This window comes from Streptomyces sp. NBC_00637, from assembly GCF_045161545.1.
Lineage (GTDB): Bacteria > Actinomycetota > Actinomycetes > Streptomycetales > Streptomycetaceae > Streptomyces.
On sequence record NZ_CP109047.1, the window covers coordinates 428,116 to 453,288 of the forward strand.

The 25,173-nt window shown below is 69.4% G+C and carries 22 protein-coding genes; 16 read left to right on the plus strand and 6 right to left on the minus strand.

Annotation, left to right across the window (positions count from 1 at the left end):
- The first annotated feature begins 128 nt into the window (after positions 1-128).
- Complete coding sequence (locus OG440_RS40005; protein ID WP_331753379.1) at positions 129-1,427, plus strand: MFS transporter; 1,299 nt, start codon at positions 129-131, stop codon at positions 1,425-1,427.
- 391 nt (positions 1,428-1,818) lie between these two features.
- On the opposite strand, the gene OG440_RS40010 is transcribed toward OG440_RS40005, so the two are convergent.
- On the minus strand, positions 1,819-2,628 hold the full coding sequence (locus OG440_RS40010) for a hypothetical protein (protein ID WP_331753381.1): 810 nt from the start codon (positions 2,626-2,628) through the stop codon (positions 1,819-1,821).
- Positions 2,629-2,952: 324 nt separating this feature from the next.
- On the opposite strand from OG440_RS40010, the gene OG440_RS40015 reads away from it, so the two are divergent.
- From OG440_RS40015 to OG440_RS40055, 9 genes are all read left to right on the plus strand, one after another.
- Complete coding sequence (locus OG440_RS40015; RefSeq protein WP_331753383.1) at positions 2,953-3,393, plus strand: hypothetical protein; 441 nt, start codon at positions 2,953-2,955, stop codon at positions 3,391-3,393.
- Positions 3,394-3,457: 64 nt separating this feature from the next.
- Positions 3,458-3,739 carry a hypothetical protein gene (locus tag OG440_RS40020; RefSeq protein ID WP_331753385.1) on the plus strand — a complete coding sequence of 94 codons (282 nt, stop codon included), beginning with the start codon at positions 3,458-3,460 and terminating at the stop codon, positions 3,737-3,739.
- A 360-nt stretch (positions 3,740-4,099) separates the two neighbouring features.
- A complete protein-coding gene (locus tag OG440_RS40025) occupies positions 4,100-4,465 on the plus strand; it encodes a hypothetical protein (RefSeq protein ID WP_331753387.1) in 366 nt (121 codons plus the stop codon).
- Positions 4,466-4,672: 207 nt separating this feature from the next.
- Positions 4,673-5,392 carry a hypothetical protein gene (locus OG440_RS40030; RefSeq protein ID WP_331753389.1) on the plus strand — a complete coding sequence of 240 codons (720 nt, stop codon included), beginning with the start codon at positions 4,673-4,675 and terminating at the stop codon, positions 5,390-5,392.
- Positions 5,389-6,273: a hypothetical protein gene (locus tag OG440_RS40035; protein WP_331753391.1), complete on the plus strand. Its 885-nt coding sequence runs from the start codon at positions 5,389-5,391 to the stop codon at positions 6,271-6,273. The genes OG440_RS40030 and OG440_RS40035 overlap by 4 nt, the downstream gene beginning before the upstream one ends.
- Before the next feature lie 85 nt (positions 6,274-6,358).
- Positions 6,359-7,897 (plus strand): hypothetical protein, encoded by a 1,539-nt coding sequence (locus tag OG440_RS40040; protein WP_331753393.1) that lies wholly within the window; start codon positions 6,359-6,361, stop codon positions 7,895-7,897.
- Positions 7,898-8,011: 114 nt separating this feature from the next.
- Positions 8,012-8,377: a hypothetical protein gene (locus tag OG440_RS40045; RefSeq protein ID WP_331753395.1), complete on the plus strand. Its 366-nt coding sequence runs from the start codon at positions 8,012-8,014 to the stop codon at positions 8,375-8,377.
- 280 nt (positions 8,378-8,657) lie between these two features.
- Entirely contained in the window at positions 8,658-9,359 is a 702-nt protein-coding gene (locus OG440_RS40050) for a nuclease-related domain-containing protein (protein ID WP_406011635.1), read from the plus strand.
- Positions 9,360-9,403: 44 nt separating this feature from the next.
- On the plus strand, positions 9,404-10,636 hold the full coding sequence (locus OG440_RS40055) for an ATP-grasp domain-containing protein (protein WP_331753399.1): 1,233 nt from the start codon (positions 9,404-9,406) through the stop codon (positions 10,634-10,636).
- 53 nt (positions 10,637-10,689) lie between these two features.
- Here the strand turns inward: OG440_RS40055 and OG440_RS40060 are convergent, their stop codons facing one another.
- Both OG440_RS40060 and OG440_RS40065 read right to left on the minus strand, forming a co-directional pair.
- On the minus strand, positions 10,690-11,139 hold the full coding sequence (locus OG440_RS40060; RefSeq protein WP_331753401.1) for a hypothetical protein: 450 nt from the start codon (positions 11,137-11,139) through the stop codon (positions 10,690-10,692).
- The gene (locus OG440_RS40065; protein WP_331753403.1) at positions 11,136-12,434 is read right to left on the minus strand and encodes a hypothetical protein; all 1,299 of its coding nucleotides are present in this window, start codon (positions 12,432-12,434) and stop codon (positions 11,136-11,138) included. The genes OG440_RS40060 and OG440_RS40065 overlap by 4 nt, the downstream gene beginning before the upstream one ends.
- A 470-nt stretch (positions 12,435-12,904) precedes the next feature.
- Between OG440_RS40065 and OG440_RS40070 the strand changes: the two genes are divergently transcribed.
- Positions 12,905-13,162 carry a hypothetical protein gene (locus tag OG440_RS40070; RefSeq protein ID WP_331753517.1) on the plus strand — a complete coding sequence of 86 codons (258 nt, stop codon included), beginning with the start codon at positions 12,905-12,907 and terminating at the stop codon, positions 13,160-13,162.
- Positions 13,163-14,038: 876 nt separating this feature from the next.
- On the opposite strand, the gene OG440_RS40075 is transcribed toward OG440_RS40070, so the two are convergent.
- Positions 14,039-14,509 carry a hypothetical protein gene (locus OG440_RS40075; RefSeq protein WP_331753405.1) on the minus strand — a complete coding sequence of 157 codons (471 nt, stop codon included), beginning with the start codon at positions 14,507-14,509 and terminating at the stop codon, positions 14,039-14,041.
- A gap of 314 nt (positions 14,510-14,823) precedes the next feature.
- Between OG440_RS40075 and OG440_RS40080 the strand changes: the two genes are divergently transcribed.
- The 4 genes from OG440_RS40080 (at position 14,824) to OG440_RS40095 (ending at position 18,761) form a co-directional block, all read left to right on the plus strand.
- Positions 14,824-15,105: an HU family DNA-binding protein gene (locus OG440_RS40080; RefSeq protein WP_331753407.1), complete on the plus strand. Its 282-nt coding sequence runs from the start codon at positions 14,824-14,826 to the stop codon at positions 15,103-15,105.
- A 147-nt stretch (positions 15,106-15,252) separates the two neighbouring features.
- Positions 15,253-16,038, plus strand: a complete 786-nt coding sequence (locus tag OG440_RS40085; RefSeq protein ID WP_331753409.1) for a hypothetical protein — start codon at positions 15,253-15,255, stop codon at positions 16,036-16,038.
- A 477-nt stretch (positions 16,039-16,515) separates the two neighbouring features.
- The gene (locus OG440_RS40090) at positions 16,516-18,183 is read left to right on the plus strand and encodes a hypothetical protein (protein ID WP_406011636.1); all 1,668 of its coding nucleotides are present in this window, start codon (positions 16,516-16,518) and stop codon (positions 18,181-18,183) included.
- Positions 18,180-18,761 (plus strand): hypothetical protein, encoded by a 582-nt coding sequence (locus OG440_RS40095; protein WP_331753413.1) that lies wholly within the window; start codon positions 18,180-18,182, stop codon positions 18,759-18,761. Before OG440_RS40090 ends, OG440_RS40095 begins: the two co-directional genes overlap by 4 nt.
- 628 nt (positions 18,762-19,389) lie before the next feature.
- On the opposite strand, the gene OG440_RS40100 is transcribed toward OG440_RS40095, so the two are convergent.
- Both OG440_RS40100 and OG440_RS40105 read right to left on the minus strand, forming a co-directional pair.
- Positions 19,390-20,049, minus strand: a complete 660-nt coding sequence (locus OG440_RS40100; protein ID WP_406011637.1) for a hypothetical protein — start codon at positions 20,047-20,049, stop codon at positions 19,390-19,392.
- A 210-nt stretch (positions 20,050-20,259) separates the two neighbouring features.
- The gene (locus OG440_RS40105; protein WP_406011638.1) at positions 20,260-21,657 is read right to left on the minus strand and encodes a hypothetical protein; all 1,398 of its coding nucleotides are present in this window, start codon (positions 21,655-21,657) and stop codon (positions 20,260-20,262) included.
- 739 nt (positions 21,658-22,396) lie between these two features.
- Here OG440_RS40105 and OG440_RS40110 point away from each other — a divergent pair.
- Positions 22,397-24,991, plus strand: a complete 2,595-nt coding sequence (locus OG440_RS40110) for an MXAN_6230/SCO0854 family RING domain-containing protein (protein WP_331753419.1) — start codon at positions 22,397-22,399, stop codon at positions 24,989-24,991.
- Positions 24,992-25,173: the final 182 nt, after the last annotated feature.

Here is a 25,173-nt window from a genome sequence, read left to right on the forward strand (position 1 = left end):
CCGGCGACCCGCGGAGTCAGCTACCGCCCCTGACGTGGGTCGGAACCTCCCGTCACCGCAGTCCCGGCAACCCTTCCGCACCGGCGCGCCGCACACGGCCCCGCCGCCCTCGCACCCAGGAGAGTTGAGTGTCCACCACCGCCGCGCCGACGGGCCGCCCCCGCTCCGCCCCGGAACGAGCGCGACCGGCCACCCGCTGGACGAAACAGATCTGGGTGCTGATGGGCGGCACCTTCCTCATCCATGCCGCAGGCTTCGCCTACCCGTTCATGTCCTATCGCCTGACCGAAGCGCACATTTCCACCCACACCATTGGACTGATCCTCGCGGTGTTCGGGACAGGTGGCCTCATCGGCTCCATTGCCAGCGGGTGGCTCGCCGACCGCTTCGGCCGCCGCAACACCCTCATCGCCACCCTGCTCCTGGCCGCCGCAGCGCTGCCCGTCCTCGCCCAGACCGACGCGGCATCCGTCCTCTTCATAGCCGCATTCACCTCGGGCCTCGTCTACGACGCCTCCCGACCGATCTTCACCGCCGAGATCACCGACACCTACCCCGACGACCCCGAGCGCGCCGCTTCCGTCAACGCCTGGCGCCACTTCACGGTCAACGTGGGCGCGGCCGCCACTGGCAGCATCGGTGGCCTCCTCGCGGGCGCCGCCGGAATTCCGGCTCTGATCTGGGCCAACGCCGCAGCCTGTGCCCTCTTCGCACTCCTTGCCTGGCACGTCATGGAGCCCGACCGACCGATGGCCACCGCCGCACCTCAGGCCGCCCCTGGGACTCCCTACCGCGCCGCGGCCACCGACACAGCACTCTGGCTGCTCCTCGCCGCCAGTCTCGCCGCCCTGACCTGCGCCTCGGGCCTGTTCTCTGCGCTGCCGATGCTGATGGAACGCGACGGCCTGTCGGCCGCCGACTACGGCTGGGCCCAGGCCGCCAACGCCGCCGCCGTCCTCATCCTCTCGCCGCTACTCAACGGTCGGCTCGCCCGCCGGGCCGCCCGCCCCACCCCCATGACCGGCCTCTTCGCCCTCAGCTGCCTCATCCTCGGGGGGAGCATGGGCGGAGCAGGCCTCGCCTCGAGCACCCTCGGCTACAGCGCCACGGCAGCCCTCGCCGTGCCCGGCGAGATCGCCGTGGTCGTAGCGGCATCCGACATCCTCGCCCGCATCTCGCCTCCCACCGCCCGCGGTCTGTACGCCGGACTGTGGGGAGCAACCCTGGCCGGCGCGTCGATCATCGCCCCTGTTCTTGCCGCCTGGGCCATCTCGCACGGAGGCGGCACGCTCGCCGGCGCCGCCATGCTCAGCGTCGGTGTCCTCGGTGCCGCCGTGTGCTGGCCCCTCACGGTCACCATCCGCCGCTCTCAGCAGCACACCGCCCACCCGTCCCGCCCCGGTGATGGCCTTCCCTCGAAGCAGTGAGAGCAGTAGCCGCGGCACGGCTCGAGCCGCGAGCATCCGACTCCGACCGTCCTGTCGCGCGAGGCTGCGAAATCCCGGCCCCACCGCCCACTGAGACTCACCCCCCCACAGGAGGATCATGTCAACGCCACCCCGCGAGACTGCTCACCGGCGACGCTGCGCAGCCTGAGGAGATGGAGTCCGTGGCCGAGCCGCTATGGGCCGGCCTGTTGTAGTTCGAGGAGCGCGTGGCGGCCGTTTCACCTGCGGTGTCAACCTGGCGCCTGCACCCTGGCCAGCTGCGGAATACCGCCCAAGTTGAGTCAGATCTGAGAAGCGGAATGCGTACCTGCTGAACGGTCCGTCACTGCGGCCACGTTCTTTGTGGAAGCGACGCGCTTTGTCACTGGTGTCAGCGCGGCCGCGGTCGGCGGCCGCGCTGCAGCGCGCTTCGAAGAGTAAGACCGAAGCGCGTACGCAGGCGCCGCAGCTCCCACGCCGACAGCGCGGTTACGGACAGCGGAGGGCCTATCAGGAACAGCATCTCGACCGCGGCCGGCGCCGAGACAGGGGAGGAGTCGACGAGCTGGACGCCGAACATGACCCACACCAGAAGGGGCGACAGGAGCGGCGGAAGTACCTCGTGCACGTCCGCTGTCCGGAAGACGTAGTGGACGCAGAACGCGGCCGAGGCGAGGACGAACGGCACCGCGAAGACGACTGCCGTCAGGCCGAGCACGAGGACGAGCAGTTGGCCAACGACACCGAACTGGGCTGCGAACCGGGCGCCTCCGCTGTCCTGCAACACCAGGTAGAGCGTCAGCACGGCGAGGAACAGGGATCCGAAGCCGGCCATCGGGCCTGAAAGCCGGCGCCAGTACATGGCGCGCGCCGGCGGACGCGCGGCTAGAACGAACAGCCCGAGCACGAGCGGCCCGACGACCACGAGCATCGCGGCACTGATCAGAATGCCGGCGAACTCGTCCTTTGCCACCTCCGAGAAGGACTCCTGCAGGGGGTAGCTGTAGATCAGCCACGCCGTGGCGGCGATACCCGTCACAGTCCGGGCCAGCTGCGCGGTCTCGATCGCCTTGTCAGAAATCAGGTCGCGGCGTGATGGGCGGAACAGTCGGGCTGCGAGCGCGAAAGGGAGTGCCCAGAGGCTGGTTGTCCGGGGCGCGCCGATGGAGTGATTGCGCCGGCGAGCGGTGTTGGTGTTCATCTCGACCCCCGTGGGTGGTGTGGGCCGGCGGGGAGTCTGCGGCTGCCCGCACGGTGGAGTTATTGGATCAGGTATGCCGGCGTGTGCCAGCGGGCGGCCGTCTCCGGCGCTGATGGCCTGCGGCTCTGCGCTTCAGGAGCACAGGGACGGGCGTCCTGTCCCTGATGAGGTGAGCCGATGCCGCGCCCCCGGCCACGGGGGCACTGAGCGGCCAAGACGGCCTCGAACTGCGCCATAAGCGACGCGTAAAACTTGACCACGATACCAGAAAACGATAAACTATACGAGTCAAACAAGGATTTGTCTTAGCTTTTGAGGGGACCCATGACGACGACCACCACGGACGTGCTCCCGCTCGCTCAGGACCTCGACCGGTCGCCCGACAACCCGCACGCGTTCCACAACCAGGTACGCAAGGCGATGGCCACCGCCTTCGAGCTCTTCCATCACGACCTCAAGGGCCAGCCGACGGCCGAGGCCCTGATGAAGATCACCCGCGACGACATGATCCGGGCCGCGGACCGCGTGACCCAGCGCACCGGCGGCGCGGTGAGGATCAACCCGCCCCGGAGCGACGAGAGCGAGAACCTGGTCCGGCTCTTCCTCCTCGCGATCTGGCAGGGCCGGAACGGAATCCCCGCAGACGTCAGCGGGACCGTCACCGCGGCCGTCCTCAGCGACGCGCACGTGGTCTCGGCCATCCCGGTCCTCCCGCCGTCCGTCAGCGGCGACGGCGTCTTCATGTACGTGCAGCAGCGCAAGTGACCCGCCGGGGCCGGGACGACGTCCCGGCCCCAGCCCCGCACCTGAGTACCCGAAGCGAGCGACCATGGGCGACGGATTCAGCTTTCTCATCCTCATCGTCGCGCGCCCCGGCGGCTTCCTGGCCATCGAGCCGATCTACGAGCTCACCGCATCCCACCCCGACAAGGACACGGCCCGTGACCTGGTCTGCGAAAAGCTCACCACACGGCTCAACCGCCATCCCTCGGAGATCCGTCTCTTCCGGGCCGCAGCCGAATCCTGGCCACTCAAACCCGACGTGAGCGGCTACACCATCTCGATCTCCCTCCCGCCGGAGGAGCCCAAGATGCATACGCCCTCGGCCTGACCGTTCCGCCGACATCGTCCCCGAAGGGCCAGACCGCGAAGGGGCCACGGCCGCCCAGGCCCTCATCCGGAGTCCGCCTCGACGCACCAGCCAACGGCCCGCCTGCACGCCCTGAACGGCGGCTGCAGATCAGGCGCTGGCCCTGCCAGTTTCCCTCCCTCGGCAGATCGCTCACCGTCGAGGCCTGCCCCGCGAAAGGACCGAACTGTTCGTACGATCGCCCGCAACGCGACCCGCATCATCGCCGCACTGCGCCCCCAACTGACCACCGTCACTCGACACCACGGCGCCAACGACCTCACCGGCACCCCTGTCGCCCCGGCAGAGGCCTGGGACATCTACAACAACCCCACCAAAGACGTGCGGCCGCTGCTGCGCGAACTGGACCGGCAGACCGGCATCTACGAGATCCGCGTCAGCGGCCGACTGCGCTACGAGCTGCGCCGCCCCGCCCCCAGCTCGGCCCCGCAGATCCACATCGTCGTCGACCGGGACCCGGACGGCGAAACCGGCATCACCGTCTACCTCGACGGCGTCGAAGCCACCGGCTCACACGTCGTCGTCCACCATGTCGATCCCGGAGCCGACGGAGCCGACCACGCCTGGCTGGATGAGCGCATCACCACGGGCAGCGCAGTCCCCGAGACCGTGCGGAACAAGATCGCCGAGCTCGCCTCCGCATACCACCGGGACTCGGGTTGTACGCACCCCACGCGCGACGGCTGACTACGCGGCCCACCTCCACCGGAACCCGAACTCGCCCCAACCCCCTCGCCGCAGGTGGCTTACCTCCACCGAGGTCACCGATGCCAGCCGTCCTGGCGACGTCTCCCACTCACACCCGACAAAGGGAGCAGCGGCACAGCCGCCGCTCCACCACGGCGCCCCTCGTCCCTTCCGAGGGGCGCCGTGCCACCCACAAGGAAACCCATCGTGCTCACCCGCCCGCCCCACGACCGGCCCGTTCTCCCGGGCCCGAACACCTGGCTCTACGACGCCCACTCCTACGACGGATACACCGAACTGTCCACGACCTACCCGGACATGGAGACTCTCGACGGGACCAGCCCGACCCTCCCCGGCCACCAGCCGGCGTGGGCCGTCATGCACAACCCCACCACCGAGGGTGTCGCCTACCTCTGGCTCTGCCTGACCGAGGTCAACCAACCCTGGTACGGAGAAGGCGAATGCGGCGCCTGGAAGATGGCCTTCGACCGCGAGAGCGCCGAGATACAGGCAGCTCGCCACGCTGCCTACCATGACCAGGCGGCGCTCGCCGTCTACCTCAACGACGCGAGCCAACCCCCCACCACGGTGTTCTCGCCGTCCAGGGCGCAGGTCGAGACCGCGATCCAACGTGCCCAGCGACACGGACCCTGCTCCGTGCAGGCCATCACCGACGCCCTTCTGCGCATGCGCGCCGCGGCCGGCTGCACCACGGTCGACCGGCAACAGCTTCAGTGGCGGCTGAACCAGCTCGCCCTGCACAGCCGAGTCACGCTGCACCAGCAGCAGGAATGGCGCGCACTGACAGGCGTGTCCTGGCCGAGCCGCACCAGGCACGACATCCTCTACGCAACGCGTCAACAGGCCGAAGAGTGGCAATCCGCAGCACGTATCCAGCGCGCCTCTGCCCATCTGGAGGCGGCGTGAACCCGGCCGTCCAGCAGGAGCTCGACCTGCCGCACGACACCGAGTGGTGCCAGCGCTGGCGGGAACGCACGCCAACATGGCGGCGGAGGAGCGACGGTGGCTTTGATTCCTCCGTCTACCGGGTGATCCAGGTCGCCGAGGCGCCCGCCAAGCGCTTCGTGATCAAGCACCATTACAGTGCAAGCTGGCCAGCGGTACGCCTCGCCTACGCCCTGCAGCGGGTGGATCAGCCGCCTGGGCCCGGCGAGCCGGAGGGCGGTCGCCTCGTCGGCGTTGTCGCCCTGGGCATCCCGATGAACAGCGCTGTCCTGGACGTCTTCCCCGACCTCCGCCATTTCAGAGAGTCTCTCGAGCTGAGCCGCCTGGTCCTGCTCGACGAATGCGAGTCCAACGCCGAGTCGTGGACGTGCGCGCGCGTGTTCGCCGCCGCCGCGAAGATCGGACTCCGAGGCATCGTCGCTCACGCAGACCCCGTCGCACGCACCCGCATGACCCCCGACGGACCGGTCCTGATCAGCCCCGGTCACATCGGCCACGTCTACGGCCACGCGCAGGGTTTCGCCTACCTCGGCCGCACCCGCGCCCGCCGGCTGACCGTGCTGCCCGACGCCACTGTCCTCAGCGACCGCGCGGCCAGCAAACTGCGGCGAAACGAGCCTGGTCACAAGGGAGTCGAGAACAGGATGCGAGCTCTCGGCGCCCCTGCACGCAGAGCCGACGAACCAGGCGCCGCCTACCTCCCCCGGGCCCTGGAAGCGATCGGCGCGACCACCATCGACCACGGCGGAAACCACAAATACGCCCGCACGATCGGCCCTGGCCGTACCCGCGTCCGGCTCGCAGGGACGCGCTATCCGGTGCCTGCGAAGGCCGACACGTGATGCGGGTCCTCCGCCCTCCGGCCCAGCCCACCCTGACGACACCCTGCCAGGCGTCGACCGCCCCCGACCAAACGGAAGTTGAGCGATGACACCGCCAACGCCGCCCATCAGCCTGGCCCTGCCCAGCGGCGGCACGCTGACCGTCCGCGAAACCGCCCTGGACCACGGCCGTCTGAAGCTCACCGTCCGGGGCCCGCACACTCGGGGAACGTTCATCATCGCCCCCGAAGCACTGCGCGGTGGCCCCGTAATCCCCGCTACCGTCCGCGTGCAGTACGGCGAGGGCGCTCCACACGGCCGGTACTACCAGCCGCGCGACGACGAACCGGTCATCCACGGTGTTCGGATACACGGGGACACATCCCGCCTCGACCCGAAGCAGATACCCAAGCAGCACTTCCTGGGCCAGTACGCCACGTCGACAACCAACTCGAGCACGGCGAGAATCCCCGACGCCGCCCGCGCCCGCACCGAAGCGGTCGTCCGACGTCTCCTCCAGCATTGGCAGTCCCGCCCAGACCACCACGCACTGCTCCACGCCGCCGCCCGCGATCACGCCGCCGCGCACGCCGCCTACGAAGACGAAAAGGCCGCACTGCTGGAAGCCGAGGTGGAGGAACTCGAACAGGCCCGCGCCGCTGCCCGCCGGAAGGTCAACGCCCTCACCGGCCTGATCCGCCGGCACCAGCCGCCACCCCGCGCCGTCAACGACACGCCCCTCAAGGTGCCGTTCGCCGACCGCTACGGCGCGCGCCTCGGCGTCCTGACCGTTCGGGAGCAGTCCGTGAACTCCCTGCCCGGCCGCGTCGTTTACACCGTCACCGGCGGCCGAGTGCACGGCACATTCACCGTCGGCCCCTACCCGCACGGTGACACGGTTCTTCCCAACGGCATTTCCATCGACTACGGCTTCCCACGCAGCCGCTTCAGCCGCGACAACGACCACGAGCCGACCGTCAACGGCGTCCGGCTGCACGGGGGATGGAGTCACAGCGGCGATCCCAGCGCCATCACCCCATCCACCCCGCCCCGGCTGCCGGCCCGCGTCCGCACCGGACCCAGCACCGCCTGCTCGGCGCCCGAGGCCACGCAACGGCGGGCCTCCGGTGTCCTGCGTGCCCTGGCCCTGCTGTACCTGGCCCGGTCGGACCACGAGGCCCTGCGCGTGGCGGCAGGAAAGGAACGCGCCTCACAGCTCCTTGCCTGCACCCGTAAGCGCCTGAAGGAACTGCGAGCTCAGCAGCACCGCAAGACGGCGGCAGCGCGTGAGCACCGTAACCGTGCCGAGCTCTACCGTGCGGTGCTCACTTCTCCTGGTGTGCCTGCGGACGGGCGTGCTGTCCTCGCGTCGGCGCCAGCTCCTGCCACGGCCGACGCGAGCGGGGCGGATACATCGCCGTGCGCGGACGCGGGGCCGCGCATCTCCTCGACGCTACCGAGGAGGCCCGGGCCGACCTTGTCGAGAAGCTCACCCGTATCCAGGCCCTCGAAGCCCTTGAAGCCAAGTGGCGAGCCTGGAACACCCGCCGCCCCATCCACCGCCGGCGCCGACCGAGGCCGTCCGCGATCCGCTCGGCGTTCCACGGCCTCTGTCCACAGGGCGGCGTTCGTAACGTTCCGGTGATCGTTCCCCAAGACCTCCACGGCCAGGTGAGCCATGCCCACTTTCGGGCCGGCGCACGGGACGTGACAGGCCCGGGACCGGCGACATGAACCACCACCGAGAACGGAAGGCACCATGCCTATACCCACCCGGCTCAGCCGTATGGCCGCCGTCGGCGCCCTCGGCGTCTCGCTGATCGGCTCCGCGCTGGCCATCGCCCCGTCCGCGCAGGCCGCGGACACCAGCACGACCAAGATCTCCTGCAGCGCCGTGAAGGTGCGCACGAGCCCCTCCAAGACCGCGTCCGTCAAGGGCATCGCCTACAAGGGCGACAAGATGACCTACAACCAGTGGGTCTACAAGGCCAGCCAGCGGACCTGGTACACCAAGGGCGTGGTGAAGCAGCGCTCGGACGGGGCCAAGATCAGCGGCTACGTGATCTACCAGTGCGCCAACCCGTACGGCACGAACGGCGCCCCGACACCGCCGATCCCGAAGTAGCCGTGCTCGGCTGACGGAACGCGACTGACTGCGCTGGCGGGGTGCCGCGGCTACACGCGGCTCCCCGTCAGCCAGTCAAGTCCCGGCCCTGCCTTTCCCTCCCGGCCGCCCGCGCAAGACCCATGTCCGCTGCCCGGAAGGCGTGCTCACGAAGAGAGGCGGCCGGGCCTGCATCCCCGGCCGGTTCACGCAGGCATTCACCCGCCCCTTCCGAGAAGGAACCCGCATGTCCCAAGCTGGCCACAAGCGGCGCCGAGGTCCTGGAGCCAGCGCTCAGCGCATGGCCGACAGCATCCGAGCCGCCGAGCGCCGCAAGCAACACCGCACAGCCCTCTGGGCCGTTCCCCTCTTCGTTGCACCTGCCGCTGGCGGGGTCGGCTACCTGACCGCGTCCGTCACGAGCGCTAACGCGGGCCTCTCCGTTGGCCTGGTCCTCACCGTGCTGGCCCTGCGCCGTCTCTACCGCAACGGCGGCAGCACCTGGGCCCGCGGCGCGGCCGGCGAACGGCGGACCGCACGCATCCTCCGGCCTCTGATCTGGCTCGGCTTCGGCCGGTGGGCCGTTATCCACGACTTTCTGATACCCGGCGCCAGAGCCGCCAACGGCGACCATTTGATCTTTGGACCGTTCGGCTTGTACTACTGCGACACCAAAGAGTGGGGCGCCAAGAACGCCAGGGTGACCCTCGACCGCCAAGGCCGCCTGTGGTACGGGCGCTACCCGCAGCAAAAGACCATCGAGACCGTGCTGTGGGAAGCCAGCCGAACCTCCCAGGCCCTCGGCCACCCCGTACCTGCGGTCATCGCTGTCCACCACGCTCCCGTCCCGCCCGGCGGACTGATCAGCGGCGGAGTCGTCATCATCCAGGCCAGCGAACTGCGCCGCTTCCTGCGGGATCTGCCCCGCGAACCCGGCTGGAGCCGCGCCCGCATCGCCTCCGCCTACCGGCACGCCCGTCACGTCCTTCGCCCCGCCGCCTGACCGCCACCCTACCCGATTCCGCCCCACAGCCAAGGAGAAGGACCATGAGAGTTGCGATCGTCGACGGCTACTCCACCGGCGCCGTCCTCCCGCGCCGCCTGCGCGACAACGGAGCGGAAAGCCTCCACATCCGCTCCTCAGCCACCACCCCGGCCTACCTGCTGCGCTCCTTCCAGCCGGCCGACTACACCGTCGACCTCGGCTACATCCCCGACGAGGTCCTCCTCACCCGCCGCCTCGCGCATGAGGGCGTGAACCGGGTTATCGCCGGCAGCGAGTCCGGCGTGACGCTGGCCGAGACCCTCTCCCTCCGCCTCGGGCTGCCCACGAACACCGGACGACTGCGCGCCGCCCGACGCGACAAGGCCCTGATGGGACAGGTCATCGCGGAGGCCGGACTGGCCACCCCCCTGGCCGCCCTGGCTTCCTCAGGCGCGACAGGTGCCGCCTGGTTCACCGATCACGGCCTGGCCCAAGCCGTCGTGAAGCCCCTCAGCAGCGCCGGCACCGACAACGTCCACTTCTGCCGAACCGCTGACGAGGTCGCACTGGCCTGCAGCGCCGTGCTCTCCAGCGCCAGCCTCTTCGGAGTCCAAAACCGCGCCGCGCTCGTGCAAGAACGCCTCCACGGCCAGGAGTTCTACATCAACACCGTCTCCGCGCACGGCCTGCACCGCGTCGCGGAGATGTGGCGCTACACCAAGCGCGAGGGCGCGGCCGCCACGCCCGTCTACGACTTCGAGGAACCCGTCGACACCAACAGCGCCGAAGCGAAGATGCTCAGGGACTACACGTTCGCCGTCCTCGACGCTCTCGGAATCCGCAACACCCCCGCCCACACCGAGGTCATGCTCACCGATCGGGGACCGGTACTGATCGAGACCGGTGCCCGGCTCGGCGGAGCCACCGCGCCTGATGTGATCGAGAAGTACTCCGGCGTCTCCCAGACCTCCCTCGCCGCAGCCACGATCGTCGACCCCTCCACGATTTTCGACTTCGACGACCGCAAGACCACCTGGTCCGGCGCAGTGCGCTGTGTGGAGTTCATCAACCACCACGCCGGGACAGCATCAGCCTCGGTGATCGACAAGGTCGCCTCACTGCCCACGACCGTGTCGGTAGTCCCCTCCGTCACCCCCGGCGACCGGATCGAGCCGACCACCGACCTGCTCACCTCTCCCGGGTACGCGTACCTGGCTGCCGATGATCCCGCCGACGTTCAGCACGACTACGAGCAGCTCCGCGGGTGGGAGGAGGAAGGGCTGCACACCCGGTGACCCAGCCGGGCGAACGCCGCCGGCGGCTGAGCTGCCAACCGGGCCCCTTCGGCCTACGCATCCGGATCCGCGGCGCAGGCCGTGACGACTCGCGTTCCCAACGGGGTCCGGCGCACGGGCCGGTGTGGGGCACGATCCGTGGCGAGCCCGTAGCGCACCAGGACCTGGACTGCGGCCGTCGTGAGGTCGACATCGCCCGCCCGGCCGCCGCCGTCCCCATTCGTCAGAGCCAGCAAAGTGCGGCGCTGAGCCCTGGTCAGGGCCGCCCACCGCCCCGAATAGGTGATCTTCCAGCAGGCGACGCCGGAGGGTCCGAGCGTGTCTGCGTTGCTCAGCCGGAAGCCATCGGTGTCCTCACCGTAGACCCAGCCCGCTCGCAGCATCGATTCCACGAGCCTCCTGCTGACGGTCTTGTGGAGCTGTCCGTCGGAGGCGCTGCTGGCCTGCCGCAGGCGCAGACGCTCGCCCGCGGTCGGCTTGCGCGGTGAGTCGGGCGGCGTCATGCGGCCCCCTTGAGCCGGTCGGCCACCGCGGGCACGTTCGCTGGCACCGTGCCCGCCAACTGCCGGTACTGACATTCCCGTTCACGGTGGTGTGCGGCAGCCTTCTCGGCGCAGGCTTGGGCGGCACGCAGCTCCCGGAGTGCATCGCGGGTCTCCGTGAGCAGGCCAGGTGCCGCGTCCTTGGCCGCGGCAAGCCGCAGCCCTTCCACATCGGACCGCGCCAGGTAGCGCAGCGCCACGGCGCGCAGCATCGCGGATGCGCGCCGGCCGGTCGGCGGTGAGGCCGACATACGGGCCCGCACGCCCGTACGCGCATGGGCGGGCAGGTCAGCCGGTGCTGTCGGGGTGATGCCAGAGGACGTCTCGCGGTCCCATATGCCCCCGATGACCACGCCGTTGATGGACGGTTCGTGGTCATGTTTGTGCGTGAACGGTGAATTGGTACGGACGTGCCCGTACGTCACACGCAAGCCCTGCGGAAGCGGCAGAGGGCGGAAATGGTCGCGGCTCACAGTGACCCGCCCGTGGAGGCGCGCGCCTGCCACCTCGTAGACGACGCTGCCGGGAATGACCTCGTTGACCGCGACCTCCCGCACGGTGAGGACGCCCAGAGGGGCATCCGTGCCGTCGACGAGCGGCACCCTCACGGGCGCTGGATCAGCCTGCCGCACTGCGGGCAGCCGGCGCCGGAGAATCCCGTTGAGGACGTTGATGCGCGCCCGTGCCTGCCGACGCTCCTCCTGCAGCCGCTCCACTTCGCGTTCCTGGCCGGAGGCGAGAGCGGCCTCGTGCTCGGCCAGTTCAGCGGCCATCGGCCGCGCGGCCGCGCGGACCAGATCCTGGCGGTGGGGGAGCGAGGTCCAGTGCTGCAGGATCCCCCGCACTACCTCTTCCGTTCGACGCCTGACCCCGAAGGTCAGGGCACGACGGATGCCGTTGTCACGCAGGCCGGTCGCGTAGGGCCCCAGGAAGTAGCCCGAGGGTGGGTCATCGGGGTTGATGGCTTCCGTCCAGCCGTGGACACGCACGTTGTAGACGACCGGCTCATCGGGACGCGGTGTGCTGTAGTAGTCGCCCACCGGGCCGTCACCCTGGCCGTACTGAACGGTCACCGCGCTCGGCAAGACCGTCCCGTCCTTCATGACGTCGGGGACGACGACGAAGGTGCCGCGGACGTGGCGGCCGCGGACCGAATACTGGACGCGGCCTTGCCTCAGGGCCGTCACTTGCATGGTCAGTTCACCAACCGCCGGAGGGGCGATCTTGGCAGGCATTGGCAGGGGCAGCAGGTGCATGTGGCTCTCCTCATGGCATGAAGGTGTGACTGCGAGCCGCGCAGCGTCGTTCCCAGGCGGTCAGGTCGGCCGCGGACCGCACAGCCCGGAATGCCAACCCGTGCGTGGGCAGAGGGCGCTGACCGGCGCTCAGCCACCCCGCGACTGCTGCGAGGAGGCCGAGGCCGTCGGCGGACTGAGCCGATCCGCATCACGGGAAGCCGAACCCTGCGCCGCGCCTTGCCGTTTCACGTGTGCTGTGGGCGATCCGGTGGCGGGCGCAACAGGGCCAAGACAGCGAAAGCCTGGCCCGCCCGGGGGAGGGGCGGGCCAGGCGCTGGGGCCGCCCGGAAGGGACGGAGCATGCCGGGCGGCGGTCCTGGAGGGTGAAGCCTTCGTGACTCTCATAACGTATCCACGGATCGTCAAATGTGCAAGTTATACGAGTCGAGAAAGGTTGATTGTCTGGGGTGTGTGCGATCTTGGACGTCATGGACGAGATGGCGATGCGGAGGGTCTACGGCGCCGAGCACGACGACCCCGGCCCGCGCAGCGACCGCGCGTACCGGGAACTCGTCGGAGGCCCCCTCGACGGCCTCCTGCTGGACGTCACAGGGTGGAGCGGCGCCGCTCTCGACGCCGACGTCGCGCTGGAGACGGAGCTCGGCGCCCGCCCCGGCGGCCGGTCCGTCTACGCTCCGCGCCCGGGGGACCGGCGCTACTGGGACTGGCGGGCGGACGCTCCCTGACATCGCCGCCCCGCGCCAGGCACTCTGCCGCCGCCTCCTCGACGGGATCGGCGACAAGCTCACCCGGAAGAACGGTCGGAGCCGCGGGTAGAGCCGGAGCTGTATGGGCGATCTCTCGCGGCATGACCGTTCCCTGGAGCGCCCTGCGAGGATTGATCATGGCGAGGATTTCCAGCGCGAGATCGGCCGGCAGGCCCGTCAGGTGCAGGTCCACGGTGGACGCGTCATCGCTCAGCGTGGCATGGCCCGATGCAAGAGCAGCCGTGAGCCCCATGGCGTAGCGGCCGCCGGCCCAGTACGAGCGGTCCCGGTCCCGGGACTGGTGCGAGGGCGTCCCGCCCGCGGCCGTGAGTCCGGGAAGGACGCCTTCCATCCGACGGTTCAGTGCGATGCGCGCTTGCCGTTCCCGCTCTGCCTTCGCGGCGGCATCCAGCGCGTCGCAGAGCGTGGCGCGGTACTCAGGCACGAACCGCTTGATGATGTCCCGGGCCGCATCGGCCGGAACGCGGTCCATTGACACCCTGACGGAAGGGGCGCGCCAACCGCAGTACTCGCGGGGGTAGTCACCGCTCACGGTCAGCATCCGGCCTGCGCTCCCCTTACGGTGGCTGCCTTCGTGGCGGAGGTTGATGCCCATCCCGCTCGGGTGCCGGAGGTCCACGGACACGTAGTGCCAGGAGTTGGCCTCATGGCTCCATGAGCCTCCTTCAAGCCCCGAGGCGTTGAACGCCTCGGCGAGGGCACGGCCCAGCGTGTCACTGAAGCCCTGCCGCGCCTGCATCTCAGCGGTGATCCTTGTCAGCTCCAAGGTCTCTCCTCGTACGTAGGACCTGTCGCCTGCGGGCGCCGTACAGGTCTCCTCAGAAGTCCCCGCCGTCAGACGACCGCGGTGTACGCGTGCCGGTCGCGCCTGTAGCGCTGCAGCAGAGGCAGCTGCCCGCCCGTCTGGAAGAGCCGCGGAGGCCACGGCGCCGAACGCTCACCCTCGGCCTGGGCCCGGGCATAGGCGAGCGCCTCCGCGAACGCCGAGAGGTACCCCTCCATCTCCCGGTGCCGGCGCAGACGCTCGAGCAAGGTGACCCCCGCCCGGACGTACTGGTCGCGGTAGCGGTTGAGCAGGAAGCGCCCCGCCCACAGATGCGTGGCAGCCCGGGCGCCTGCGGCGCGCTCGGTCACGTCCAGCTCCCGCGGCTCGATCACACTCGCCGGCACGAGGTCGAGGTAGGCCAGGTCGGTCCGCTCGGCAATGACACGCCAAACCCGTTGGTCCGCCTGCGGCAGGGTGTCGGGGAGGGGGGCGGTCCGGCGTGCCGGGCGGCGCAGGGAGCGGAGCAAGGTCAGTATCACGAGGAAAGGGGTCCTTGGAGAATCGGGGCGGGGTGCCCACGGGCAGGGATGTACGGGGATGTCCACGCCGGGGTGCGCGCACGGCATCGATACCCGAGAGCAAGAAAGTGACTCGTAAAATTAATTGCAACTTGACCAAATGTCAAGTTATACGATACGAATGAGTTCGGAAGATTGCCGTGTGCTGCACATTCGCGGAGCTGCGGCAGTCGACAGGGACGGACTGCCCGGGCTCGCTGTGCGGCAGAATGTCAGTGGCGACTGGCAGCATGAGGCAAAGACAGCCGCAAGGCAGACAGAACAACGGAGAGCATATGAACCGCAGTGAGCTGGTCGCCGCCCTGGCGGAGCGCGCCGAGGTGACCCGCAAGGACGCCGACGCCGTTCTGGCCGCGTTCGCGGAGACCGTCGGTGACATCGTCGCCAAGGGCGACGAGAAGGTCACCATCCCCGGCTTCCTGACCTTCGAGCGCACCCACCGTGCCGCTCGCACCGCGCGCAACCCGCAGACCGGTGACCCCATCGACATCCCGGCCGGCTACGGCGTGAAGGTCTCCGCGGGCAGCAAGCTCAAGGAAGCCGCCAAGGGCAAGTAGCCGCACGACCGGGCGGGAAGCCCGCAAGTCGCGACCGGAACCGGGGCGCCGCCAGGAAGGCGGCGCCCCGGTGGCGTTCCGTCACCACCTATCAAATCTTGGTAACTATCTTGGAGAACTCTGGGAGTTCTTTGGTAAGATCGAGTTATGGACAGGGTGCTGGACGAGCTGGAGCAGAACATCGCCGAGCTGCGTCACCAGATGCGCACTGCCGCCATGAAACGAGATGACGAAGAAGTGGGTCGGCTCCGTGGGCTACTCCGCCGCTCTGAGGCCGCATGGGAAAGCCTCCTCGGCGTCGCAGATGCGACGTCCCGACCCTCCGCCGTTCCCGGACTTCCGGCCCGCACAACGCGCGAAGGCGTGCTGGACACCCTCGCCCTGATCGGCGTACCTGCCCCGCAAAAGATGATCCGGGCGGTACACCAGGCCTTCTTCGGCGCGGATCTCGCCACGACGACCTTGGCGACCCTGCGCCGGGACGAAGAACGCAGCTTCCTCAGCAGCGCCAGCCCCCGCACCTATATCTGCCCCGCCCTCGTCGCCGGACAGCTCACGCCCGTGCGGTCCATCCTTGCGATCTCCGACTGGCCCCTGGCCAAACGGATCCGCGTGAGCAGCTCCGAGCGAGTCGACTTCCTCACGATGCTCCTTCGTCTCGCGGAGACCGCCAAGGCGAGAGCGGCAGGCGAGAACCCCGTCGATCCCGCAGTCGACGAGCTCCTGCGCAGCCTCGCACGCGGCCTGACTGGACCGCTCCCCGAGGGAGGTCTCGCCCCCCTGGCCGACTGGATCGCCAGAAAGATCCCCGTGGAGCTCAAGGCACTGGAGCCGGACGACACCGCCGCCCGCACGCAGGCAGCCCAGACGGCAAGCCACCTGCCCGCCGCTCAACAGCTGTTCGGCGCGCCTTCTGCGCGGCCCGACCGTTGAACCCCCGGATCCGCGACGACTATGAAAGGTCAGGACACGATGTCCGAAGTACGCCTTGCCGGCTGTGACGGCTGCATCGGCAGCAACCGGCCCGGCTACATCGTGGCCTGGACCGAGGAAGGCGGCGTCATGAAGTCGAAGTGGCTCCGCTGCCCGAAGAATTGCACCTCCGAGTCCCGCGCTGAGGTGATCGCGCGCCAGCAGCGTGTGCGCGCCGAGGCCGAAGCGGCCCAGGCAGCCGAATCCGCAGCTCCGGCCCCATCGGGGCCGCCAGCGCCGCCACCGGTTGCACATCCCGCAAGCCCTCGACCCGCATCGGCGCATGCAGGCCGCCGGGCCACCAGGCCCCGCCCGTCCTCGCGCCCAGCCCCGGCGGCTGCGGCAACTCCCCGCCGGTGGCCAGCCGTTGCCCTCGATAGTGGCGCGAGCGGCTGGAGCCTCGACATCGCGCAGATTCCCGCCCCGGCCGGCAAGAAGTTGACGGACTGGTTCGCATGGCTCGGAACAGGCCTTCCTCTGCGGGTCGACCGCGTCCACGACGCCGGACGCGGAAGCGACGGCCTGGTCTGCCTGTCCGCCACTGCCCTCAAGGTCCTTGGGCTGCCCGCTGCCCTGCCGAGCACGGACAAGGCCGCGACTGCACTCAAGAAGAAGCTCACGACGGCGGCCGCCAGCGCGGGCATGGAAATCTCGCAAGAGATCGGCCCCATCTTCCACGTCTTCCGCCGCTCCGGATCCCCCGGCGGCCCGAAGACGTCAGCCCGTGTCGTCGTCACCCCGTGGCTCGGCCAGGGGACCGAGAAACAGCAGACCACCAGCGAGATGATGGCCCAGCTGGCGCGGACTCCCAGCGGGGAACTCGACGCAGCCACCCTTGCCCGCCGCATCCGGACCTACGTCGCCGACCTCGGTGTCGCTCCTGGCGTCACCCCGGCCACCACCAGCAAGCTCCTCCTGGAAGCCGTCCGGCCGCGAGCGGAGTGGTACCAGGACGACGACGGGAGCTGGAAGGACGACCGACTCCGCCAGGGCGCGCTGCCGAGCGGCGACGTCTGTGTGCCCCCGGCAGCCGGTGCCCGCCATCCCCTCACACGCGGTCTACGCGACCGCAACGAGGCAGTGTGCGAGGAGGAGGACTACCACTACTGGAAGCGCGATCTGACCGACGCAGAAGCTGCAATGCCCTATGCCGTGGCCTGCGACGTCTGCGCCTCGTACCTGTCGGTGACCCAGTCCTTGCCCCTCCCCGTGGGCCCGCTTGAGTACGACTCCGACCCGACGTGGGACAGCAAGAAGGGGGGCCTGTGGTGGTGCGACTTCACCGAGATCGAAGTCGATCCGCTGCTGCCTCACCCCGCGACGTTCCACGGCCTGGCGCCGACCGGCCCAGGCTGGTACGCCACGCCGACAGTCGACTACATGATCCGGGACTACGGGTTCGACCCGTCGACCATCACGGACGCCTACATCTCCCGCCTCACACTGCCGGCCCTGAAGGAATGGACGGTCCGGCTGCGCGAGGCCTACAAACGCCTCTACGCCATCCTCGGACTGACCGACGGGCAGGACCCCGAGGAGTATCTCGCCGCATACGCCGCCCACAGGCAGATCAAGGACGGGGACTCCGACGCCCACGACGCCCTGGTCCTCGTCGGCCTGTACAAGGCGGTCTACAAGGGAGGCATCGGCAAGTGGGTCGACTCCGCACTCCACCTGGACGACGAGGCCTGGCTGGCGAAGGTCGTCGCCAACTGGGCCTACCGTCCCGAGATCCGCTTCCACATCGTCGCCGCAGCCCGCATCGCCAACCACCGGCGCATGCGCAAGACCTACAAGAAGACCGGACAGGCCCCGTTCGCAGTCAACCGCGATTCCTTCCTCTTCGCCGTCAAGGAGCCGTCCCCCCTCGAACTGCTGACGCCTCCCGAAAACGGCAAGCCGGTCCTTGGTGTCCTCCGGCTGGGCATCGGGCCCGGTCAGTTCAAGCACGAGTCGACCATCCCCATGGCTGCCCTTCAGGCCGCCATGGGGAACGACGAGCACCCGTCACGGCTCACGCACCACTACGACACCGCCGGACGCCCCCTCACAGAGACAGGGCAGGATACGGATGCGTCCAACGATCAGGCTGAGGAGTCGCTTTGAGCGGCCAGGACGAAACGGAAACGCCGGAGACCAGCGCCAACGCCCGGGTCAAGGAACTGCTGTTTCCTTCCCGGCCGGCGCCGTCCCGAGTGACCACTCAGGCCGCGCATGTCCTGAAGCGCAAGTTCAACGGAGACACTGCGGCGATGGCGGCCGCGTACAACGTCACCCCCCGTGCCGTCCGGCGGTGGATCGACGGCACCCGCAAGCCCGTCAAGCACGCCGACCGCCTCTACCGTGACGCCGTCGAAGTCCAGACCACCAAACGAAGCCGCGACCGACGGGCCCGACAGATGGAGAGACGCCAGGAACAGGGGCTGCCCTCCGGGGTCGGCGCCATCGTCAATCGGGCCACCGCCTTCGAGATCCGCGGCTCCGACGCCGTGCGCGCCCGCGACATCTCCATCAGCTTCTCCAGCAGCGACGTGGCGAAGCTCGCCCGTGCCACAGACGAGGAAGAGATCAACCAGGTCGTCGCCGAGGGCATCGCCCGCTACATGAACGGTGGCATGTACGCCGGCTTCAGCCCCGACGACTTCAGCTTCAACCTCGACGACGTCATCTTCAAGGGCGTCTAGGCATCCGCCACAGCGGGCGCCCAGGCACGCAACAGCCCGGGCCCGACTGACGCCCTGATGATCGTCGGACCCAAGAGCGATGTCAGTGGTGCCCGAGAGACTGAACGGATGGAGACCCGCGGCCAGGCAAGCCCCGAACCAGATCGCCGGATGCTCCCTGCACTGCCGGGGAGCGACGAGCCGCTGGGGGAGATCCGGTGGGATTCGTGGGAGTCGGCACCAGAACCCAGCCACCTCGCCTCCTCTTGTCCGACGTGCGCCTTTCCCGGGCCACTTTCCATGGCATTCGGACGGACCGAGTACACGCCCGAGACGGATGTCCACGTACAGCGGTCCGCACCTGACCAGGCTTCCCAGTGGGTCCGGGCTCGGGGCGAGTCGTACTGGTGCCGGACGCACTGGGCCGTTCGCTGCCCTCAGTGCGATGAGATGCGGATCTACTGGATGGCGACCTGGGAACAGATCCTCTGCCGGCCGCCTACGACTGAGCGCGCCGTCCCGCCTACCTCGGACAACGTCCTCTTCTGACGGCTGCTTGGCGCTGCACGGCTCCCCGTTCCGCAGGGCACGGCGAACCGCACCCGTTCTCGCTATGAAACGGAGGCCCTCAACTGCATGCCCAAGAACATCAGTTGCCGTCCTGAACGGCCACTTCGTCTAGCTCAGGCAGGCCTTTCCCCCTCTGCGAAAGTGATTCCGCGGTTCCGATGCCGTGGTTCAGGCCGGCGCGGTAGATGTCTCCCACCGTGGTCACCTGCGCAGCCAACCGCTCATACTCCGCCAAGGCATCCTCGCCCACCGCGGACGGTGGCCGACGGGGGACCGGGATCCCCAACTCGACACTCCAGTCACGGATTCCACGGATGGCCTCAGACGAGGTGTGCCAGCAGGCGCACAGCACCCGATCGGCCAAGTCGCCGGGGAGCCGGAGCGGGATGCTCTCCGGATATCCGCCATCGTGAGACCCCGGCCACCGATTGCTGATCCGGGCCTCCATCGGGACCTCGGGCCAATCGCGGTTCCAGCCTCGCCTGGCCAGCTCGTGACGTATGCCGTAGGCGGCAAGGACATCGACGACGTCGAGGAGCTCTCCCGCCTCGCGGAGCCGGTCAACATGCTCCCTCCACCGCTGGCGCACATCCAGCGCCTGATCCCGCGGCAGTCCTTGGGCCCTCCACCGCGACTCGGAGGACAGCATGATGCGGTGGCGCTTCTGCCGGTCCAGGGCCTTGGTCATCCGCTCTCTCGTGCCGAACTCAACCCAGGCCGTGGCCGGCTTCATGCTCATCGTCGGCACGGACAGCCTCACCCAGACTTGTACTTTGCACAGGACGATGGCCCACCGTACTGGCGGCAGTTGCTTTCGGACCACGGCGCGCCCAACTCTTGGGCATACCGTGTGGAGGCATGCCCGTTTCGTCCCTATCGGCCTTGTCCTGAGCGGATGGGCAACCCCGTGGCCCCGGACCAGCGGCTCCGTGGCCACGGGGTTCGCGCACTAATGCGGCAGGTAGGTGAGGACTTCGGCGTACACGTCGACATCCCGTGGAACGAGGCGAGGCTTGCCGGGGTCAGTGGCGGGTGGGTGCTCCAGCAGTGCCTGGAGGACGGCCTCCGGTTCGGGAACGGTCTGCCCGGGGAGAAGGGCGAGGACCTCGCCGAAGCCGGTGATGGTCCATCCCCGGTCGCTGTACCAGAACATCAGGAGGCGGCTGGCTCCGTACTCGGAGGGGAGGCAGGGGTGGCCGCCGACGTAGAAGTGGCCGCCCAGGCCGCCTCGGTCGTCGAAGTCGAGCTCGTAGTCTGCGGACTCCTCGCCGGCGGTCAGCGTGAAGCCGGCGCCGATCAGGACATCGGCGACGGCGGCGATGTATCCGGCCTGCAGACCGTCGCGGCATCCGCCCGAGGGCCCAGACGGAGGGAGGAGGTGGGGCGACGCCCAGGTGATGATCGAGCTCCGTGCCATGACCCATGGCTCTTCCCCTGCCGCGGTCCGGATCTCGTCGGAAAGGAACTCTTCGGCGAAGGCGCGGGCCGGCAGCGCTCGCAGGCCGCTGCCCCTGCACGTGCCGCAGATGCAGATGCTGCGTTCGCCGCGGTAGGCGGGGATGTGCGACGAGTGGTCCGTATCCAGCGCTGACAGCAGCCCGTTGGCCTGGCAGGTGGTGCATGCCGCAAGGCTGGTGGGTTCGGCGCCGCCGAGAGCGTGGGCGAGGAGGGCTCGGGCGAGTTCGTCCCGACCGCGGACGTCGGTCGCGCGGAAGAAGCCGTAGGTCAGTGGTGTGCCCCAGGGCCGCGGGTAATGCACGTCGTCGAAGTACAGATCCTCGGGCGTGTGGATGGTCAGCTGGTGCCGGGGCGCACGGGTGGGGGCTCGGCGAATGCGGTACACGAGGTCGTCGACCGAGGCCGGGCTCCCGTATGGGTGGCGGAGGAGTTGACGCATCGGTCCCGCGAAGGCCTCGACGAGTGCGCAGGCGAGGGCCGCTGCGTCCTTGCTCTGGAGGCCCCGTTCTACGGGGGAGAGGGGGAAGTACCGCAACTCCCGCGGCAGTGCCACCGGTCCATCCGGGCCTGGAAGGGGGGCGCCGGCTGCGATGTGGAGTTCTTCGTACAGATCCCGGGCGTGGTGCTCCGCGGGCCAGCCGTCCGCGCGCGAGGCAGCCACGTGGTGCTTCAGCCGCTCCCGCCAGGTAACGGAGAGGTCGGACGCCTTGGCGAGCTCCGCCAGAGCCGTCCTGGCTTCACCCGGACGAGGTAGGTCGCGGTGCCGTCGCCGGACCTGCTGCAGAGACTGGCCGTAGGTGAGTGTGGATCCGTCCGCGCTCTGCAGTTCTCGCGCGCGCTGCTGTGCGGTGGTGCGCTTCTTGGGCATGCCGTACTGCTCCTCAGCCACGGCGCGGCATCGTTGAGCCCCACATCGCGCGCCGTCGGCTGTCGCATCACGGGCATCAGAGAATGCACGGGGTCCGCAAACCCTTGCCGCCGACGGGCCGTTGCGGATGTGGACGCAGCGACAGGCGGACGTGGCAGTACGTGTCTGGCCGAGTGCCGATGCTACCGGTTCCGGCGGCCCGGGCGCCCCGCCTCCTCCGCGCGACCACCACAGACCAACTCCCGCTAAAGCGACTCGTAAAACTTGCGCATGCACTTCTTTGTGCGTATAGTTGCTGTTGTCGATGAACGAGGGCTCGCCCTCAAGTCGACCGACTCCTCGCAGAGTTGGCGTTTCCTTCGTGCCGTGCGGACTAGCCCCGCATGGCACACCAAACCCGCGTGCCAGCAGAACGGTGGTTGGTAGGCTCGGCAGGCGGGGCGGCTCCACAACGTGCTTCCTTCTCCCTTTCGGTTGAAAAGTCTCAGCGCGTTTACTTCCCGCCCCGCGCCGCTGCCGCTCCCCGCCGTTCTGCAGGCACTGCGGACACGCAGGAGCCCCTCAACCCGGCGGTAATGCTGGTGAATCGGGCTCACCGCGTTGATACGTTCAACGGCGCCCGAGCAGCCCCACACACGCTGCGCCACCTCCTGCGGGAGAGGGGCAAGCCATCCCGCCACTACGGCCAACACCATCAACACCGCGTCCGGCAGGCAGCGGTGTCCGCCGGCATCCACCGCGCGGACAAAGGGAGGACCAGATGACGACGATCACGACCACCGCAACGACCAACACGCGCCGCAGCCTTGGCGCGGTCCTGCTGTCCAGTCGTGGCGCCGTCTATCTGCCCACCATCACCGCCGAGCCCACCGTCGACGCGATCGCCGGCGTCGCCCTGCTGGAGACCGACCTCGTCGAGCGCGGCTACCTGCTCTCGGCCGGTCTGCGCCAGGCGCTGACCGCGCTGGACACCGAGGCGCTCGCCACGGCAGGCCAGAGCCTGCTGACCGACATCGACGCCGCCCTCGGCTCGGACCGCAACCACACGCCGCTTTTCCGCGGCTTCCCGCGCACCACCCCGCACGACACGTTCGCCCTCTACGTCGACCGTGTCCTCGCCCTCCTGCTGCAGGCCCCGGAGCAGCCGTGCGTCCTGTGCGGCACGAACGGCACCGTGCACGCGGTGTCCCCGTGCGCGCACCTCGTGTGCCGGTCCTGCTTCGACGGCGCGGACTACTCCGCCTGCCCCATCTGCAACCGCAGCATCGACGCGGACGACCCGTTCCTGCGCCCGGCCCTGCCGCGCACCGTCGCCAGCACCCGCCGGGCCCTGCCTCAGCGGCTGCGCGTGCTTACCTTTGGCGGAGACCTGGCCGCACGCACCGCCGACGCCGGCGGCGAGCTGTCCACCCTCCTCGCCCGTGCGGGAGCGCTCAGCCCGCAGGACACCGAGGACCTCATGGTCCTCCTCGACGAGGCCGGCGACCGCTCGGACCTGGCCTGGCTCCCGGACGTCATTCCCGGCCGCGAGACCAAGGCCCGCGTTCTCGCCTGGCTCCTCGCCGACAAGGACGCGTACACGGCCACCCTCCCGGCCGTCACGGCCAGCATCACCACCGCCACCGACGTCCTGCGACTGCTCGTCGTTCTGTCCGGCGGTGATGCCGGGCTCGTCGAGATCCCGCGCTTCACCGCTGTCCCGCGCCCCCTGCGCCGAGCTCTGCTCATGGCCCTCAACGGGCTCGACCCGGTGCTCGTCACCGAGGACATGAAGCGGCACCCGGCCGCATGGAAGCACGCAGCCGAGCGCCTGCACCCCTTCGAGTACGCCCACCGCTACCCGAAGGCGGCACTCGCCGTCGCAGCGCTGCGCGAATTCCTCCTCACCGAGGACACCCTCTCGCAGACCCTGCGCACGGCCGCCCGCCGCAGCACGGCTACGACCCTCGACGCCGGCACGGTCTCCCTGCCCGTGTGGGCCTCCCAGGTCGAGACGGCCCTGGCCGACGGCCAGGTGGAGCGCGCCGTGCCGCTGATCGCCCAGCGGCCGGGCGAGTTCGTGCGACGCCTCGACCACATGCTGCGCCTGGCGGACCCGGCCGCGGCCGAGGCCGTCCTGACGGCGCTCGGCAAGGCGGTGCGTCAAGCATCTCCGGCCGTGCTTCTGTCCGCCCTCGGGGCGATCCGGACCCGCTCCCGTAAGGGCGATTCGCGGGTCTTCTTCCCGAAGGGCAGCGACGCCACGGCGCATATCGTTACCGACGAGCGTGCACCGCTGACCACCTCGGTCACCGACCGCACGGTCGGCATCCTTACCGGCGAGGTCCTGCGCCGTGCCGCCGAGCTGGCACCGGTCGATGTCGCCGTCGTCGACGCGGCCCTGGACGGGGTGATCGCGCCGTTCGCCGAGCGGACGGCGTCGCGCTCCCTGGTCACGCTGCCGCGCGGCAGCGAACTGCCCATCCCGCAGGGGCACACGGTGCGTCTCTTCGTCCACTGGATGGAGAGCGCGACCTCCGGCGTGACGGACCTCGACCTGTCCGCCGCGATGTTCAACGACGGCTGGGAGCACATCGGCACCTGCGACTACACCAGCTACCGGTACTTCGACGGTGCCGTCCACTCCGGCGACCGCACGAGCGCACCGGCTCCGGAAGGCGCGAGCGAGTTCGTCGACCTCGACCTGGACGAGCTTGCCGCGCGCGGCGTCCGCTACGTGGTCGGAACAGTCTTCTCCTACAACAACGTGCCGTTCGAGGAACTGGCCGACGCCTTCGCGGGCGTGATGGTCCGCGACGAGCCGGGGGAGACCGGGCCGGTCTTCGATGCCCGGCAGGTGGAGCAGCGGTTCGACCTGACCAGCAAGGCCCGTGCCAGCGTGCCCCTGGTCATCGACGTCAACGACCGCACCATGCGGTGGCTCGACGTCGTGCAGGCGGTCACCGGCTCCAACCACGCCGTGCACCGTCACGCGGGAGCCATCGCACTCCTGGGTCAGGCCCTGACCGGCCTGTTCGCCTCCGGCGCGAGGATCGGTCTGGGTGAGCTGGCCGTCTGGCAGGCGGCCGCCCGATCGAAGACAGTCATCGTCCGTCACACCGATGGGTCCGCGAGCATGTATCAGCGCGGTGCCGACGAGGATGCCCTCACGTTCGCGGCGCGGATCGGAAGCCCCGCCCGCGATGCCGCCGTCGAAGGGGACCCGCCCGCCGCGCAGCTGGCCTACCTGATGCGCGGAGACACCCTCCTGGCGGCCGACGCCGAGGTCTACGCCCTTCACCCCGCCGGAATCGACACGGGGGCCGTCAGGCTGATGTCCGCGCCCGATGTCGTCACCGCCCTCGCGGCGAAGTGAGTGCCTGGGGCGAAGCGTCTCCGATGTGGGTCGGGCGGCGCCCGCACCTGCGAAAGCACGGCGCCGCCTCAGCGCATACCGGCCGCACTCACACTTACTGGCTCGGCTGGCCCATGTCGGCCGACAGGTCCTTGTGCCGCCGTCACCAAGACTGACGAAGGAGTGAGAGTGCTCTGTCCGTG